Origin of the sequence: Prevotella sp. P3-92, assembly GCF_002251205.1 — a bacterium.
Lineage (GTDB): Bacteria > Bacteroidota > Bacteroidia > Bacteroidales > Bacteroidaceae > Prevotella.
In genome coordinates, this window is sequence record NZ_NPJE01000059.1 from 193007 (window position 1) to 209436 (window position 16430).

13 protein-coding genes and 1 tRNA gene are annotated in these 16430 nt (G+C 48.5%); 6 read left to right on the top strand and 8 right to left on the bottom strand.

Annotation, left to right across the window (positions count from 1 at the left end; all coding sequences use genetic code 11):
* Nucleotides 1-25 precede the first annotated feature (25 nt).
* Together CIK93_RS10035 and murF are read right to left on the bottom strand one after the other, a co-directional pair.
* Nucleotides 26-98 (bottom strand) — tRNA-Pro (locus tag CIK93_RS10035).
* Nucleotides 99-188: 90 nt separating this feature from the next.
* Nucleotides 189-1514 carry a UDP-N-acetylmuramoyl-tripeptide--D-alanyl-D-alanine ligase gene (gene murF / locus CIK93_RS10040; protein ID WP_094447277.1) on the bottom strand — a complete coding sequence of 442 codons (1326 nt, stop codon included), beginning with the start codon at nucleotides 1512-1514 and terminating at the stop codon, nucleotides 189-191.
* A gap of 308 nt (nucleotides 1515-1822) precedes the next feature.
* Here murF and folP point away from each other — a divergent pair, with 308 nt between their 5' ends.
* The 4 genes from folP (at nucleotide 1823) to CIK93_RS10060 (ending at nucleotide 5734) form a co-directional block, all read left to right on the top strand.
* A complete protein-coding gene (gene folP, locus CIK93_RS10045) occupies nucleotides 1823-2620 on the top strand; it encodes a dihydropteroate synthase (protein WP_094447278.1) in 798 nt (265 codons plus the stop codon).
* Between the two features lie 11 nt (nucleotides 2621-2631).
* A complete protein-coding gene (gene cdaA / locus CIK93_RS10050) occupies nucleotides 2632-3417 on the top strand; it encodes a diadenylate cyclase CdaA (protein WP_094447279.1) in 786 nt (261 codons plus the stop codon).
* An 89-nt stretch (nucleotides 3418-3506) separates the two neighbouring features.
* Nucleotides 3507-4523: a phosphate acetyltransferase gene (pta, locus tag CIK93_RS10055; RefSeq protein ID WP_094391765.1), complete on the top strand. Its 1017-nt coding sequence runs from the start codon at nucleotides 3507-3509 to the stop codon at nucleotides 4521-4523.
* Between the two features lie 20 nt (nucleotides 4524-4543).
* Nucleotides 4544-5734 (top strand): acetate kinase, encoded by a 1191-nt coding sequence (locus CIK93_RS10060; protein WP_094391766.1) that lies wholly within the window; start codon nucleotides 4544-4546, stop codon nucleotides 5732-5734.
* A 6-nt stretch (nucleotides 5735-5740) separates the two neighbouring features.
* Here CIK93_RS10060 and CIK93_RS13500 read toward each other — a convergent pair whose 3' ends face one another.
* Nucleotides 5741-5926 (bottom strand): hypothetical protein, encoded by a 186-nt coding sequence (locus CIK93_RS13500; RefSeq protein WP_144007251.1) that lies wholly within the window; start codon nucleotides 5924-5926, stop codon nucleotides 5741-5743.
* A 59-nt stretch (nucleotides 5927-5985) separates the two neighbouring features.
* On the opposite strand from CIK93_RS13500, the gene CIK93_RS10065 reads away from it, so the two are divergent.
* Nucleotides 5986-7005: a sugar kinase gene (locus CIK93_RS10065; RefSeq protein WP_094447280.1), complete on the top strand. Its 1020-nt coding sequence runs from the start codon at nucleotides 5986-5988 to the stop codon at nucleotides 7003-7005.
* Between the two features lie 119 nt (nucleotides 7006-7124).
* Here CIK93_RS10065 and CIK93_RS10070 read toward each other — a convergent pair whose 3' ends face one another.
* Together CIK93_RS10070 and CIK93_RS10075 are read right to left on the bottom strand one after the other, a co-directional pair.
* The gene (locus CIK93_RS10070) at nucleotides 7125-7889 is read right to left on the bottom strand and encodes a UDP-2,3-diacylglucosamine diphosphatase (RefSeq protein WP_094391768.1); all 765 of its coding nucleotides are present in this window, start codon (nucleotides 7887-7889) and stop codon (nucleotides 7125-7127) included.
* A gap of 97 nt (nucleotides 7890-7986) precedes the next feature.
* Complete coding sequence (locus CIK93_RS10075) at nucleotides 7987-8307, bottom strand: metal-sulfur cluster assembly factor (protein WP_094435476.1); 321 nt, start codon at nucleotides 8305-8307, stop codon at nucleotides 7987-7989.
* A 178-nt stretch (nucleotides 8308-8485) separates the two neighbouring features.
* Between CIK93_RS10075 and CIK93_RS13720 the strand changes: the two genes are divergently transcribed.
* Nucleotides 8486-8641 (top strand): hypothetical protein, encoded by a 156-nt coding sequence (locus CIK93_RS13720; protein ID WP_158215511.1) that lies wholly within the window; start codon nucleotides 8486-8488, stop codon nucleotides 8639-8641.
* A 403-nt stretch (nucleotides 8642-9044) separates the two neighbouring features.
* On the opposite strand, the gene CIK93_RS10085 is transcribed toward CIK93_RS13720, so the two are convergent.
* The 3 genes from CIK93_RS10085 to CIK93_RS10095 form a co-directional block, all read right to left on the bottom strand.
* A complete protein-coding gene (locus CIK93_RS10085) occupies nucleotides 9045-11363 on the bottom strand; it encodes a glycoside hydrolase family 3 N-terminal domain-containing protein (RefSeq protein ID WP_094447290.1) in 2319 nt (772 codons plus the stop codon).
* 96 nt (nucleotides 11364-11459) lie between these two features.
* The gene (locus CIK93_RS10090) at nucleotides 11460-13463 is read right to left on the bottom strand and encodes a heavy metal translocating P-type ATPase (RefSeq protein WP_094447281.1); all 2004 of its coding nucleotides are present in this window, start codon (nucleotides 13461-13463) and stop codon (nucleotides 11460-11462) included.
* Nucleotides 13464-13581: 118 nt separating this feature from the next.
* Nucleotides 13582-15921 carry a DUF3943 domain-containing protein gene (locus tag CIK93_RS10095; protein ID WP_254046781.1) on the bottom strand — a complete coding sequence of 780 codons (2340 nt, stop codon included), beginning with the start codon at nucleotides 15919-15921 and terminating at the stop codon, nucleotides 13582-13584.
* Between the last annotated feature and the right edge of the window lie 509 nt (nucleotides 15922-16430).

Genomic DNA, 16430 nt, shown 5'->3' on the forward strand with positions numbered 1-16430 from the left:
TCCTTGCCTTTGAATAAAGGTTTTGTCGGGATGAGGCGACTCGAACGCCCGACCCCTACGTCCCGAACGTAGTGCGCTACCAACTGCGCTACATCCCGATTTTGTGGTGCAAAGGTACTAATTATTTATGAATAACGTAGAGAAAAACATTGTTTTTTTGCCTTTACACCCAAAATGCCACTTATTTGCTATAGCAATTCGGGCAGTTGGAATAGTTTGATGCCATTAGATCCTTTGATAAGGATATACATGTCTTGCGGCTGTTGGGCAGCAATGGCTGCTTTTACTTCTTCTATATCGTGGAATTTCTTGAAGCTGCATTCTGTCTTTGCGAACTCTTCGCCAACGAGCCATACCTGTTGGAAACCAGCTTGTTTGAGTTGTTCCACCACCTTTTGGTGTTCTTCTGCAGAGACATCACCCAATTCACGCATATCGCCGAGGATTGCCATTTTTGCAGGCACATCCATGAGTTTGAAGTTGTCGATAGCAGCCTGCATGCTCGATGGATTGGCGTTATATGCATCGACCACGAGATGATTATGGTCGGTGACGGTCATCTGCGAACGATTGTTGGTGGGGGTGTAGTTGGCAATTGCTTTGTTGATAAGTTCGAATGGTACGTTGTTGACATAGCCCACGGTTATTGCAGCTAGAATATTATCGAGATTGTAAGCACCGATGAGGTTGGTCTGCACCTCCATCCATTCGCTAGTATAGTCTGCATCGCTGTCTTGCTCTCGCCAGCGGAACTTAAGAAATGGAGAGCACGACACCACTTCGCCATGTATCAGAATATCGGGGTTGCTACTCTGACCATAGTAATAGATGTCTGCGAGACCTTCGGTCATAGCCATCAAGTGTTCATTGTCTCGATTGACAAACACAGGGCATTCGTGTTGTCGGAGATAATCGTAGAGCTCGCCTTTGGTATGGCATACACCTTCGAAAGATCCAAAACCCTGTAGGTGGGCACGCCCCACGTTGGTAATCAGTCCACATGTAGGTTCAGCCGTTTCTACCAGTGTTTTGATGTCTCCCGGATGGCTTGCCCCCATCTCCACTACTGCGATATCGTAGTCTTCGTTTAGTCTGAAGAGAGTTTTCGGAACGCCTATGTCGTTGTTGAAATTACCCTCTGTTGCCATTACGTTATAACATTCAGCGAGTACTGCCTTTGTGAGTTCCTTGGTAGTAGTCTTTCCGTTTGTACCCGTAATGCCTATGATGGGCAGATAGAAATGGCATCTGTGTTCGCGTGCCAAGTCTTTGAAAGTTTGCAATGTGTCATTCACTAAGATGTAGCGGCAGTCGTCTTTTTGAGTTTCAGGATTGGTGAGTTCGCTGACAATGGCATAGGCACACCCCTTCTCCAAAGCGGCCTGTGCGAATCGGTTACCATCAAACGAAGCCCCTTTAAGAGCCAAGAAGATGCTGTCTTTCGGGCATTCGCGCGAGTCGGTAGTGATGCACGGATGGGCGAGATAGAGTTTGTAGAGTTCCTTGATATCCATATATTTGTTGTTGTTTTGGTGATGCAAAGGTACGATTATGTGAGTGAACTGCAAAAGAATTGCCGTTTTTTCTTTGTATTTTCCTTATTTAACCGTAACTCTAGCGCTACACACCGAAGTTACTGTCGTTCGAGAATAAAAAAGAAAATTGATATTTCTTTTTGTATTCTGCTCACTTAATCGTACCTCTGACCTGTCGGTCTTAGGTACTGTCGTTCGAGAATAAAAAAGAAAATTGATATTTCTTTTTGTATTCTGCTCACTTAATCGTACCTTTGCGAAATAATATAATATACGTGTAAAATAAGATGGAATATACTCTGAATTGTAATGGGAAGCTGATAACCTTGTCCTCACCACAGGTCATGGGAATTCTTAATGTCACTCCTGACTCCTTCTATTCGGGAAGCAGAAAGCAAACCGAACGCGAAATAGCAGAACGTACACAACAAATATTGGCTGAGGGAGGTACTATGATCGATGTGGGCGGATGCTCAACAAGGCCCGGTAGTGCTCCTGTGGATGAAGAAGAAGAATCACGCAGACTGCGCTTTGCCCTTGAAATAGTACGTCGTGAAGCACCCGATACCATTGTAAGCATAGATACATTCCGTCCCGATGTGGCACGAATGACCGTTGAGGAGTTTGGTGCCGATATCATCAATGATGTGTCGGAAGGTGCTGATCCTGAGATGTTCCGCATGGTGGCGCGTCTTAAAGTGCCCTATATCCTCATGTCTATAGCTCCCACTATCCGCGATATGATGCTACGCTTTGCCCGTGAGATACAGCAGTTGCGCGACTGTGGACAGAAGGATATCATCCTTGATCCTGGTTTTGGATTCGGTAAAGACCTGCAACAAAACTATGACGTGATGCACCAATTGGATCAGCTCGATGCCCTTTCACTGCCTGTGCTTGTGGGAATCTCACGCAAACGCATGGTGTGGCAATTGTTGGAAAGCGATCCGCTACAGGCCCTCAACGGCACTACGGTGCTCAACACCATTTCATTGATGAAAGGCGCATCCATACTTCGCGTGCATGATGTGAAAGAAGCAGTGGAGTGTGTGCGTATTGTTGGACAGATGAACCCTAAACAATAAATTACCTGCCTATGTTTTTTGAGTTTGGAATAAAAGACGCCATTGACATTACTCTCGTGGCTTTGATACTCTACTACTTCTATCGGTTGATGAAGGAGTCGCGATCATTGCCTGTGTTTATGGGTATCTTGGTGTTTATTGTACTATGGCTTGTCGTCTCACAGGTGCTTGAAATGAAACTTCTGGGTAGTATCATGGACAAGTTGGTGAGTGTCGGTGTCATCGGACTTATCGTGCTTTTCCAAGACGATATCCGTCGTTTCTTCTACAATCTGGGTGCCCATCAACGCGTGAAAGGCATCCGTCGTTTCTTTACAGGCGAGGATGGACGCAAGAAGGAAGAAGATCTGAAACCCATTATCATACCTATTGTGATGGCAGCACTCAACATGAGCAAGAAAAAGGTTGGTGCTTTGATCGTGATGCAACGGTCTATGCCACTTGATGATGTGGCACATACGGGTGAAATGATTGATGCAAATATCAGTCAACAGCTTATTGAGAATATCTTTTTCAAAAACTCTCCACTCCACGACGGAGCTCTTATCGTGGAAGGAAAACGTTTGAAAGCGGCAGGTTGCATACTTCCTGTCAGTCACGAACAGAATATTCCCAAATCGCTCGGACTGCGCCATCGTGCAGCTTTGGGCATGTCGCAAGACAGCGATTGCATAGCCATTGTGGTCAGCGAAGAGACCGGTGGCATCACTGTTGCTATTGATGGTCAATTGCAACTTCGGCTCACTGCAGAGAAACTTGAAAGCATATTAACTGAGGAAATGATGCAATTAATCTAAAATATTCTGAATTCTACGGACTTATTCAGAATATTTTTAGTACTTTTGCAAACTAGATATAGCAAAATCAAACTTTTAATAAACAAACTATGGATTTATTAAGTCAAATCGTTGCGCGTGCAAAAAGTAACAAACAGCGCATCGTGCTCCCTGAAGCAACAGAGGAGCGCACCCTTAGAGCTGCCGATCGTGTATTGGCAGAAGACATGGCCGACATCGTTCTCATTGGTAATCCCAACGAAATCAAGCAGCTCGCTGCACAATGGGGACTGAACAGTGTAGATAAGGCCACTATCATCGACCCGGAAAACAATCCCAAGAGCGAAGAGTATGCTACTTTGCTGGCAGAACTTCGTAAAAAGAAAGGAATGACCATCGAACAGGCTCGCGAACTCGTGAAGAATCCGCTTTACCTCGGATGCATGATCATCAAGACCGAAGGAGCCGATGGTCAGATATCAGGAGCCCTCTCTACTACTGGCGACACCCTGCGCCCCGCACTCCAAATCATCAAGTGTGCCCCTGGCGTTTCATGTGTTAGCGGTGGCCTGCTCCTCATCAGCAAGCAGAAAGAGTATGGTGAAGACGGTGTTCTCGTAGTTGGTGACGTAGCTGTAACTCCTATGCCCAATGCCAACGAACTCGCCCAGATTGCCGTATGTACTGCCCAGACTGCTCGTTCTGTAGCAGGCTTTACTGATCCTCGCGTTGCCATGCTGAGCTTCTCTACCAAGGGCTCTGCTAAGCATGAAGTAGTGGATAAGGTTGTTGAGGCTACCAAACTGGCCCACGAACTGGATCCCGAACTCAAGCTTGATGGCGAACTTCAGGCTGATGCTGCACTTGTGCCCAGCGTAGCTGCAAAGAAAGCACCAGGTTCAGACATCGCAGGTAAGGCAAATGTTCTGGTATTCCCTAACCTCGAAGTTGGTAATATCGGCTACAAACTTGTGCAGCGACTTGGCGATGCCATTGCCATTGGTCCTATCCTCCAGGGTATTGCACGTCCGGTCAACGACCTCTCTCGTGGCTGTTCGGTAGATGATATCTACTACATGGTGGCAATCACAGCTTGCCAGGCCATGGATGCTAAGGCAAACAAATAACTAGCAAACAACTATAAAAGATGAAGATTCTGGTATTAAATTGCGGTTCGTCCTCTATCAAGTACGCACTGTACAACATGGACGACAAGAGCGTGATGACCTCTGGAGGTGCAGAGCGCGTAGGCTTGGACGGTGCCTTTGTCAAGGTGAAACTGGCCAATGGTGAGAAAAAGCAAATCATGCACGACATCCCCGAGCATACTGAAGGTGTGAAATTCATCTTCTCTTTGCTTACTGATCCTGAGGTTGGCGTTATTAAAGACTTGAAGGAAATCGATGCCGTAGGCCACCGTATGGTGCATGGCGGTGAGAAATTCAACAAGTCTGTACTGCTCACCGACGAGGTGTTGAAGGTTTTTGAAGAATGCTCTGACCTTGCTCCGCTCCACAATCCTGCCAACCTCAAGGGTGTCAATGCCGTTAAAGAGCTTATGCCCGGACTGCCTCAGGTAGGTGTGTTCGACACTGCATTCCATCAAACGATGCCTGCCAAGGCCTATATGTATGCCATCCCTTACGAACTCTATGAGAAGTATGGCGTGCGTCGTTATGGTTTCCACGGCACCAGCCACCGCTATGTATCTGCTCGTGCCTGCGAATTTTTAGGCATCAAGGCAGAAGGTACCAAGATGATTACTTGCCACATTGGTAATGGAGGTAGCGTCGCAGCCGTTGTTGATGGCAAGTGTATCGACACTTCCATGGGTCTTACACCACTCGAAGGACTCGTGATGGGAACCCGTTCTGGCGATATCGATGGTGGTGCAGTGACTTTCCTTGAGAAGAAACTGGGCCTCGATGCTGATGGCATGAGCAACCTGCTCAACAAAAAGAGCGGTGTAGCTGGTATCACAGGAGGTTCATCAGACATGAGAGATGTAGAGAATGCAGCCAAAGCCGGTGAGCCTCGTGCCCAGTTGGCACAGGCCATGTACTTCTACCGCATTAAGAAATACATTGGTGCCTATGCTGCCGCTATGGGCGGAGTGGATGTCATTGTATTCACAGCTGGCGTCGGGGAAAATCAGGTCAGCATGCGTTCAGAGGTATGCAAGGGTCTTGAATTCCTCGGTGTGAAGTTTGATGAGGCCAAAAATGCCGTACGTGGCGAAGAGGCTGTTATCTCTGCCGACGATTCGAAGGTGAAGGTTGTGGTCATTCCTACCGATGAGGAACTCATGATTGCTACCGATACGATGAATCTACTCTAAGCGTTATCATCGCAGCAATACATTTTTTTTGATGGTGGAAGACCGCTTGGTGGCCCGCAAGGGATGCCTGACAGGAGGTCTTTCACCATTATTATTACTCCAGAGACCATAGATGTTATACTCCATTCCAACTGAAATGGTATAGTGGTCGATGGGATGGAAAACTGGTTGTTGAAGTCGTTTTGACCTCATAATCCATGTGGATTCAATAGAAACAGAGGTGTTACACCAATTATAATATATAGAAAGGAATCAAGATGAAAGTAGTGACATTCGGCGAAGTATTACTTCGCTTCTCCAAAAGAGACGATTACCGCCTGACACAAGGCGCACAGATGGAAGCTCATTTTGGCGGCAGTGAGGCCAATGCGGCAGTTTCGCTTGCCATGTTGGGTAATGAGGTGCGCTATGTGAGCCGCCTGCCGGAAACGGCAATGGGCAAGGCTTGCGAACAGCGTTTGCGCGAGATGGGACTCAATACGCGCTTCATCAACTGGGGTGGACCACGTATCGGATCCTATTTCTTCGAGCAGGCAGCATCGCTTCGCCCATCACGTGTGGTCTATGATCGTAAGGATTCCGCATTCTATAATCTACATCCCGGTATGATACCATGGCGCGATGTGTTTCGTGGCGCTGATGTGTTTCATTGTTCCGGTATCACCTGTGCCCTTTCGCAGAGTGCTACCGATGCAACTTTTGAGGCAGTGCGCACTGCCGACGAGATGGGACTTGTCATTGCCTGCGACATCAACAACCGCAAAAACCTGTGGAACTATGGCGCTAAGGCAGCCGATGTGTTGCCCCAACTGATGCATTATAGCGACATTGTCTTTGGCGATGCTGGCGAATGGGAATTGGTGTCAGGACTGCCACGCATACCCTTTGAAGCAACTTCGTCCGATTTTCACATTGATGTGGAGGCCTATACTGCGATGTTTCGCAAGATAGCAGACCGTTTTCCGCGCTGTAGGAAGTTTATCATGGGATTGCGCAATGAGGTCTCATCCAACCACCATTTGCTCAGTGGTGTGCTTTTCGATGGCGAAAAACTCTATACCACTCGCGTCTATGACATTAATCCAGTGATCGATCCCATGGGTGTTGGTGATGCTTATCTGGCAGCCTATCTCCATGCACACCTGGTGCGCCGCGACGATGACCAGCGTTGTCTTGACTTCTCGCTGGCTGCCAGTACACTGAAAAGTACGATATCGGGCGACTTCAACCTTTCTACTGAAGAGGAGATTGAAGCCTTGATGAACAGTTGATAGCCATTTTCTTCATCCGACAGCCCGTTAGATCGGCTGGCTACAGGATAGGATGAAATGAGTTGTACAGCAGTTTTCTAACGATTAGAAAACTGCTTGTCGGACATCGTGATATGCTGTTAGGGTTGGCTTTCCCCCTCCACATACTCCTCTAAGAACATGTGTTCGCCATCATATACGGCATAGGTGAACTGGCTAATCCAGTCGCCTAATATCATCAGGCGCGTGTGGCGTTCCAGTTTAATATCGAGTTCTATGTGTCGATGCCCGAAGATGAAATAGTCTATATTGGGATGATCCACCATATAAGCGCGTGCAAAGCGTACCAAGTGTTCACGCTCTTCACCCATAAAGGAAGGTTGGTCGGTCTTTTTGTGCTTGATATAACTGTGTTTTGCCCATGTCAATCCGAATGCCATGCCCCATCTTGGGTGGATGGAAGAAAACATCTTTTGACACACCGTATTATGGAAAATGGCACGAAGCAATTTGAATGAGGCATCATTGTCGCCCAGTCCGTCTCCATGAGCAAGGAAAAATTCGTGACCATAGATTTCTGTTGTCTCCTCTTTCTTATGCAGTATCACCCCACATTCCTGTTGCAGATAGTTGTAAGCCCATATATCGTGATTGCCGGTGAAATAGTGGATTTCCACTCCCATATCGCTCAGTTCCGAGAGTTTGCCTAAGAACCGGGTATAGCCGCGTGGCACTACGTAGCGGTATTCATACCAGAAATCAAACATATCGCCCAGCAGATAGATGGCTGCCGCCTTCTCTTTGATAGAATCGAGAAAGCGTACCAGACGTCGTTCCTGCGTGCGTTGATGCGGAACTGCCAACGATCCGAGGTGGGCATCGGATAGGAAATATACATTCTTCATGGGCTTTACACCTTATTATATATTATAGTATCTGTCGATAATCAATATGGAGCTTGTCGCTATTGGTTGCAGTCTCCATGTCTGTGTTTATAGAGCATCAGTCGAAACCGAGTTCGACACGAGCCTCTTCGCTCATCATCGACTGGTCCCAAGCGGGTTCAAACACGAGGTTGACGTTGGCTGTTTTCACGCCATCCACACTTTCCAGTTTGGTGCGTACATCTTCCAGTATAAAGTCAGCAGCCGGACAGTTTGGTGCAGTGAATGTCATGTCGAGTTCCACAGCTCCGTCATCTTTCACATCAATCTTATAGATCATGCCCAGATTGTAGATATCTACGGGTATTTCCGGGTCATATACAGTTTTGAGCACATCCACGATGCGTTCTTCTATTTGTGTCTTTTCTTCTTGTGTCATAGTCTTATTTGTTTTCTTCTTGCAAAGATATATCTTTTTTCCCAAACCACCAAAAATAGGGTGGATGGATGAAAAAGGAACGGGTAAACAAGTGGTGTGTCATAGAAAAATCGTATCTTTGCAGTGATGAACAGGAAGGAACATAAGCTATATTAACTATGTCACATATTGCTAACCTATGAAGAAGCGAAATTTGGTATCCTATATAGCCATTCTCATGGCAATAGGATTTATCATTGCGGTAGTTGGAATTATCATCGATGGGCAGTTGATGCAGGAGTCCTATGAAACAACGGCAGCCCAATCGTATAATTATCGTGTGGCTATTCTTTAGTTTTCATATTGGCCATTCTGACTTATGTCATTGGATTCTTGTCGTTGGCGGTAGTGCCTATGCTTGTGGATAAGATGAGGACAGAACAACAGCTGGAGGTTGAATGGAAACGTCCTCGATGCCTGTTCTTCTTGTCTTATAGTCTCTTGGTGTTGTCTTTTCTGTTTCCAGTGATATTGTCTTATTGTGATAACTGGGGAGTTGTTCCCTTGATATTATTGTTTGTATTGGGCATTCTCGGACTACTTTTGGGAAGAATGGCTATTCGTGGCATGTTGAATATGTTTGTCTCTTATACTGAAACGACATTGTGATATCAAAATGATTCAGCCGCATTTGATTTTTCAAATGCGGCTGAATCGTTGTGTATGAGAACGGGAAAATCCGTTGAAATCAGGCCTTTTTATTTATTTGGCGTATTCCAAACCTTAGTTTTGGTGCAGGTGGTGGGAGCGGTAAGGCGTGCAACGCGCAGCAGGAAATCACCCTCTTCGAGTGTCCAGCGACCGTCGGCACCTACAAAGGCAAGGTCTTTTGCCGGCAGAGTGAAAGTCACAGTTTTTGTTTCACCTGGTTCGAGACTGATCTTGGTGAAGCAACGCAGACGCTTGTTGTCGGGCACTATCGATGCAATGAGGTCGCTCGAATAGAGCAATACCGACTCCTTGCCAGCACGGCTACCCGTGTTTTTCACATCCACCGTAACGGTCAGCGTATCGTCGGCAGTGAAGTTTGCCTTATCCACCTTTAGATTGGCATACTCAAAAGTAGTATAGCTTAGACCGTAACCGAAGGGCCATTGCAGCGAAACCTTCGCATCGTAGTTGTATGCACCAGCCATGGTGCCCACTTCTTCGCTGACTTTATAGTCGTAGTTAGCCAGTGAATTGATTTCTTTCGGATAGGTGTAGGGCAGTTTGGCAGAGAAGTTAGCGTCGCCAGCCAACAGGTTTGCCAGTGCATCGCCACCGTAGTTGCCTGGCAACATGATGTGGACAATGGCTTTAGCCAGCGGTTCAATGTCGGCGATGAGCCGTGGACGACCTTCGTTGAGCACGAGAACTATGGGCTTGCCAGTCTTTGCCAGAGCCTTCACCAGATTGCGTTGGTTCTCTGACATCCAAAGGTCAGTGAGGTTTCCCGGTGTCTCGCAGTAGCTGTTTTCACCCACACAGGCAATGATGACATCCGCCTGAGCAGCCGCAGCAACAGCTTTTTCGATCTGTGGTTCATTTTCTTCCCAGTACTGTCCCTTTTCGTTGTAGGTCACACCTTGGTCGAGAATCACGTTTTCCTGACCGTATTTGTTGCAGAGTGCTTCATAGATTGTGTTGTATTTCTCTGCCAAGTCTTCCGCTTTGCTACCCTGCCAAGTGTAGCTCCAACCGCCGTTGAGGCAGCGCATCTGGTTGGCATTAGGTCCTGTGAGCAGTATCTTTTTTCCTTTTGCCAATGGCAGAACACCTTCATTCTTTAGCAGAATCTCAGTTTCCTCGGCGCTACGGAGAGCCAAATCAGCATGTTCTTGCGATCCAAACTTCTCATAGCCCTTGCCTCCGGTGTTTGGTTCGTCAAACAGTCCGATGCGGTATTTCAGTCTGAGGATGCGACGCACGGCATCGTCGATACGCTCTTGGCTCACCTTGCCCTCGTTGACGAGTTGTTTCAGCAGTATGCAAAACTCCACGCTGTATGGGTCCATCGACATATCGATACCGGCATTGATAGCAATGCGGATCGCATCTTTCTTGTCTTTTGCCACTCTTTCGCGGGTAAAGAGACTGTTGATGTCAGCCCAGTCGGTGACAATCATTCCGTCCCAGTTCAAATCTTTCTTAAGCCATTGAGTAAGGTATTCGTAGCTGGCGTGCACGGGTACACCGTTGATACTTGATGAATTGACCATGATGGTGAGTGCGCCAGCCTGTACGGCAGCCTTGAAAGGCTCGAAATACTTTTCTCTCAACACGTTTGGAGCGATATACGCCGGTGTGCGGTCTTTGCCGGTGAAGGGAGCGCCGTAACCCATATAGTGTTTCAAACTGGTAGCTACGTTATAGCGTGAGAGGTGGTTGTGGTCATTGCCCTGATAGCCCATGATTTCAGCTTCAGCCATGCGTGCATTGACAATGGGGTCTTCGCCGAAGCTCTCCCAGATGCGCGACCAGCGTGGATCTCTGCCGAGGTCGGTCACAGGGTTATATACCCAAGGACAGTTGGCAGCGCGGCTTTCGTATGCGGTAACCTGTGCTCCGGTGCGTGCCAACTCAGTATTGAATGAAGCAGCGATATTGATAGGTTGCGGAAAGAGCGTTCCGCCTTGAGTATAGGTCACTCCGTGGTTGTGGTCCAGACCGAACACATCGGGGATGCCGATATGTTTCATCGATTTTTTCTGTATCAGCCGAATCCACTCCTGCCATTGTTCTACGGTAGCAGCGCGTGTTCCCGGTGCATTGAGCAGCGATCCCACTTTGTATTTAGAGATACAGGTGTCAAGCATCGTCTCGTTGAGTTTCCATTTTCCCGATGCGTCGTATGTCCCCATGATATCGAGGTTGAGTTCGAGCATCTGACCTATTTTCTCATCGAGTGTCATTTTGGCAAGTGTCTTTTCTACTTTCGCTTCCAACTGTTCATCGCGTGGGATGGCGGGTTTAGCTGTCTGTGCCGCAGCCCATGCCGAGCAACAGCAAGCCACAGCCAAGAAGTATTTTCTCATCATAGTGTAGTATGGTTAGTTATAAATATGAATATGTTTTCAGTGACTGCAAAGTTACTAAATAGTAGGCAGAGTGCCAAACAGAGTCGTTCTTTTTTATTTGTTTTTTCCGCTCAGTGCCCTCATGGCGTTGAGTACCGCCAGTACGGTGACGCCCACATCGGCAAACACAGCCATCCAAAGTGTAGCCATACCGAAGGTTGCCAATAGCAGTACAGCCACCTTGATGCCAATGGCGAGCACCACATTCTGGCGTGCTATGGCGATGGTGTGGCGTGCAATGCTCACGGCAAGTGCAATCTTAGAGGGTCGGTCGTCCATCAAAACAACGTCGGCAGCCTCTATGGCAGCATCGCTACCCAGTGCACCCATGGCAATACCCACGTCGGCTCGTGCCAGTACGGGCGCATCGTTGATACCGTCGCCCACAAAGGCAAGGGCTTTATCGACGGGTTTTTCCTGTATCAGCCGTTCCACATGTGCCACCTTATCGGCTGGCATGAGTTCGGCGTGAAATTCATCTATATGAAGAGTCTCCGCTACATGTTGTCCCACTTCCTGTCGGTCGCCGGTGAGCATGACCGTGCGTTTGATGCCCAACTGCTTGAGTTTGTTGATGCTTTCAATGCTGTCGTCCTTGATATGGTCGTTGATGACGATGTGGCCTGCATACTGTCCGTCGATAGCCACATGGATGATAGTGCCGATGTGATGGCATGGATGCCACTGTGCACCTATGGCTTCCATCATGCGCTGATTGCCCACACAGACGATGTGGTCCTCAACCTGTGCGCGAATGCCCTGTCCTGCCACTTCTTCCACATGGCTGATGCGGCATCCGTCGGTAGCCTCTTCGGGGAACGCATTACGCAGGGCAGCTCCGATGGGATGGGTGGAAAAATGCTCTACGTGGGCAGCGAGGTGAAGCAGTTGACGCTCGTTGAAATGGTCGGGATGCACCGCTTCTACGGCAAACTGACCGTGGGTGAGGGTGCCCGTCTTATCGAAAACCACCGTATGGAGGTTGGTGAGTGCATCCATATAGCATGCCCCTTTCACCAGTATGCCGTGGCGCGACGCTCCACCGATGCCTCCAAAGAAGGTGAGGGGAATGCTGATGACGAGAGCGCAAGGGCACGATACCACCAAGAACATCAGTGCGCGGTAGAGCCATGTGGGGAAGTTTTCGATGAAATCGCCGGAAATGAGTGGCGGAACCACCGCCAGTATCAATGCAGCAACGACCACTACAGGGGTGTAATAGCGTGCAAAGCGGGTGATGAAAGCCTCGCTTTTCGACTTGTTGTCGCTGGCATGTTCCACCAAATCGATGATTTTCGACACGGTACTGTCGCCGTAAGTCTTGGTCGTAGTGACGTTGATGACACCGCTGAGATTGATACATCCCGACGTGATGTCGTCGCCTTCATGGATGTCGCGCGGTTCACTTTCACCCGTTAGTGCCACGGTGTTGAGTGCCGATGAGCCTTTGCAGACCGTTCCATCGAGGGGCACTTTCTCGCCCGGTGCGATGATGATGGTTTCTCCTACTGCCACATCTTCCGGTTTTGCATCGACGGTTTGACCGTTGCGCACCACGTGTGCCACATCGGAGCGTATGTCCATGAGGTTTGAAATGCTTTTGCGGCTCTGCCCTTCGGCATAGCCTTCAAACATTTCGCCTATCTGGAAGAACAGCATGACGAATACTGCTTCGGGAAATTCGGTGTCGGCACCGGGCAGAAATCCGATACACAACGCACCGATAGTGGCTATCGCCATGAGGAAATCCTCGTTGAACGCATCGCCATGGAGCAGTCCTTCGGCGGCTTCGCCCAGCGTTTTATGACCCACCAGGAGGTAGGGCACGAGATAAATGAGCAACAGTTGCCATGTGGGCAACGTGAGATAATGTTCTATGCAGACCGCACCGATGAGCAGTATGATGGTTGTGGCGATGACAGCCAGTTGTCGGTGAAGGCTGTTATGGTCGTGATGGTGGTGATGGTCTTGACCTTCATTGTGATGATGATGGTGTGCTTCTGCCTCAGAATGACAGTTGCAGCTGCAGTGACTGTGATGTTGATGTTCGTGTGCCATATATTATAATACGTGTTTGTTTCTGATGGCAAAGGTACACAAACCAGTGTCACGATGATATGAAAACATGGAAAAACCGCCGTTTCTTGCAACCCGATTGCAAGAAACGGCGGTTGGATTAGAAATGATAGGTAAGTCCGGCTCTCACTTCAAAGGTCTTCGCCTTGACGTCGGCATAGTATTTGTAGTGGGTTTGTCGCTCGAAAAACGAACTTGCCATCAATAGGCTCCAGCGCTTTGGCAAGTCGATTTCTATCATCGGACTGACCACCAGAAGGCGTGCATTGCCTTTGTCTCCCTGTGCATTGAGATACAGCGGGTCGATGGTGCTGAGGTCTTTATTCTCGTAACCCTTCCATGTGAAGATGCGGAAATAATGCACATTGAGGATAAACCTGCCGAACCTGCCTATCTCCATGTGGGTCTTGGCCTTGATGCTGTAGCCGCTTCCCATGTTGTAGTCGCGGTCAATCACATTGAAATAGTCGCTCTTTGTGCCGCCCAGCAGTATGCCGCTGAGGAAAATGCGCTGTTCGAGACGCGTCAGCGCTCCCACTTTTGGAAATTCTACGATGACTCCCGGTCCCACCGATGCCGCTTCGCTGATGCGATAAGGGGTGAGGTCCGACCCGTTTTTCACTGGTTTCGAGTCGTAATAATTGAAGTGTTGATAGATGCCAAACTCAACATCCATGGATTTTCCCCAATTGAACGGTGCCGACCAGAGACGTCCCAGAATGTGCAAGGAGTTGATGAGGGGCTGGTTTTTGCTGAGTCCGAAGGTCACTTCAGCACTAAAGAAATCGTAGGGCTTGTTGTGGTTTTCACCATCCATGGCATCGCCGTATTCCATAAAGAGATTGACGTAGGGATTGTGTTCGCCACGGAAGATGGCACCATTGTCTGCCAGATAGCGGTCGCCCACACTGATGGAACAGTCGAGGGGGAATGCCTCACGGTCGTGGTGCAAGTAGTGGGTGGACCTCACGCGCCATGCTTCGCCCGTGATGATGCGGTTCAAACCCTTGATGGGATTGATGATGGTGGCTGCTGCCTCACGCAGGAATCGCGGGAAACCATAGGCGCGGTCGTCGAGAATGATGTCGCTGACGCGGTGTGTCACCTCTCCTATGCAGATGCCTCCCATGGTTGTAGCTATCAAATCGTTGATGGCTGGCGGTTCTTTCTCGCCTGCCACTTCCCACATGAGCGATCCAAAGAAGGAGTAGGGAGCCGATTGCCAGAAGTTGAGCCCATTGCTTCGTGCGGCATTGTAGTAGAGGTTGCCGTGGTAGGGATGGGCAAAAAGGTTGGTGGAAAACTGGTCGTTGTCCCACACAAAGCCGTTGCGGATGTTGTGACCAATGGAGTTGAGCGTGGTTTTGGCAAATTCCTCGCCCAGCACAAAACGGTCGAAACAGTGGACAAATACGTTGATGCCCGTGGCTTCGACAGCTGCTCGCCAAGGTTTTGGTTTGAGGGGCAGTGCCATGATGGAATCTGTGCGATCCATGATATCATCGTCGTTGCGTCTGATGTCGAAGATGTCTTGCGGCTGTGAACGCTGGTGGCGTATGGTCAGACCTGCCTCGATGAGCGGGCGGTTGCGGTAGTGTCGGTTGTGGCTGTAGTATCGGGTGTCGCCATAACCCACGGAGACAAAGGCACCAAGATACTTGCCCAACTGGTAGTCGGCATTGATGCGTGCCTGTATGGAATAGAGTCGTTCAGGCTTGTCGGCCTTGTGTTGGAAGGTCTCTATATGGTAGAAGCCCACATCGCCACTCAGTGTCAGTCGTGGTGTGAGGTGGAAATACTGTCCGATGCGATAATAGATGGCACCGGAGAAATCGCGGTCGAGACCCATATAGTGGGTTCCCGCACCAAGAATGTTATAGGTGCTGCGGTTGCGGTAGCGCACGGCAGCATTGAACTTGGTGCTCGATCCGACAGAAAACATATAGTCGATGGTGGTCTTGGCATTGATATTGACCAGTCCTATCTTGTGTGCCAAGGTGTCGCGAGTGACGTTGACAATGCCCACCTGCCATCCCCTTGGATGTGCCAGTGCCACATTGATGAGTCCTATCTGCGAACCGTTGAGCGAGTCGGCATAGTTGGCAGCAGCCAACTGAATGCCGCGCATATATCCCGACGACACGTTGAGGGCACCTCCCAGCTGTATGCCTTTCTCCACTCCCGTCGCGATATTGCTGATGGCGCTGAGCTGTATGCCTCGGAAAGGAGCCGCCGACATATTGGTAATGGGGGAGAACTGCACACCGTTGGCATAACTGTCGGCAATGTTTGCCACCAGTCCTAACTGCACATAGCGCATGGAATCTTGGTGACTGACAATACCTATAGGATAGTTTTGGGCGCTTGCCCCGCATGCTGCACATAGGGCAACGACCAGTGCGGCTATCTTGTTGAAGTGATGGGAAATGGTAGTTTTCATGATGCAAATATAACTATTTGTCGGGATAAACATCATGATTGCCTCCGCATTTTATACTTTGTTAGTAATTGCGGTTAAGCGTTGAGGCTGAAGCTGATGAGGCTTTGCATGGAAGGGAATATGCATCATGTGACTAACCATAGTTGATGACAGGTATTGAGAGCGTAGTCTAAATCTTTAAGTAATAGCGCGTTGCCGTTATGTGAAAGCCGTATCTGTTAGCAAATCAAATTGATTTACCGAGGAAAACAAATTGATTTGCCGAGGAAAACAAATTGATTTGCTGAGGAAAGTAAATTGATTTGCTGAGGAAAGTAATTTGTTTTGCAAGGCTATGAAACTTGCGCAACGTAGTCTGAAGATATGCATAGAAGGTAAACGATGACTTAATACAGATTTACTTTACACCGTTTTAACAATTAAAAAACAGTGTAAATGATGAAAAAGGAACGTAGAGCAGCTCGTCATTTTGACGATCAATTCCGTTTGAGTGTATTAAAGGATTATTA

What these genes read in the sequence shown, in the direction of transcription:
- CIK93_RS10085 (WP_094447290.1), bottom strand. Translation starts at nt 11,363, where the DNA reads ATGAGAAAATACTTCTTGGCTGTGGCTTGCTGTTGCTCGGCATGGGCT.
- CIK93_RS10090 (WP_094447281.1), bottom strand. Translation starts at nt 13,463, where the DNA reads ATGGCACACGAACATCAACATCACAGTCACTGCAGCTGCAACTGTCAT.
- CIK93_RS10060 (WP_094391766.1), top strand. Translation starts at nt 4,544, where the DNA reads ATGAAGATTCTGGTATTAAATTGCGGTTCGTCCTCTATCAAGTACGCA.
- CIK93_RS13720 (WP_158215511.1), top strand. Translation starts at nt 8,486, where the DNA reads ATGAAGAAGCGAAATTTGGTATCCTATATAGCCATTCTCATGGCAATA.
- CIK93_RS10075 (WP_094435476.1), bottom strand. Translation starts at nt 8,307, where the DNA reads ATGACACAAGAAGAAAAGACACAAATAGAAGAACGCATCGTGGATGTG.
- pta (WP_094391765.1), top strand. Translation starts at nt 3,507, where the DNA reads ATGGATTTATTAAGTCAAATCGTTGCGCGTGCAAAAAGTAACAAACAG.
- folP (WP_094447278.1), top strand. Translation starts at nt 1,823, where the DNA reads ATGGAATATACTCTGAATTGTAATGGGAAGCTGATAACCTTGTCCTCA.
- CIK93_RS10095 (WP_254046781.1), bottom strand. Translation starts at nt 15,921, where the DNA reads ATGAAAACTACCATTTCCCATCACTTCAACAAGATAGCCGCACTGGTC.
- murF (WP_094447277.1), bottom strand. Translation starts at nt 1,514, where the DNA reads ATGGATATCAAGGAACTCTACAAACTCTATCTCGCCCATCCGTGCATC.
- cdaA (WP_094447279.1), top strand. Translation starts at nt 2,632, where the DNA reads ATGTTTTTTGAGTTTGGAATAAAAGACGCCATTGACATTACTCTCGTG.
- CIK93_RS13500 (WP_144007251.1), bottom strand. Translation starts at nt 5,926, where the DNA reads ATGAGGTCAAAACGACTTCAACAACCAGTTTTCCATCCCATCGACCAC.
- CIK93_RS10070 (WP_094391768.1), bottom strand. Translation starts at nt 7,889, where the DNA reads ATGAAGAATGTATATTTCCTATCCGATGCCCACCTCGGATCGTTGGCA.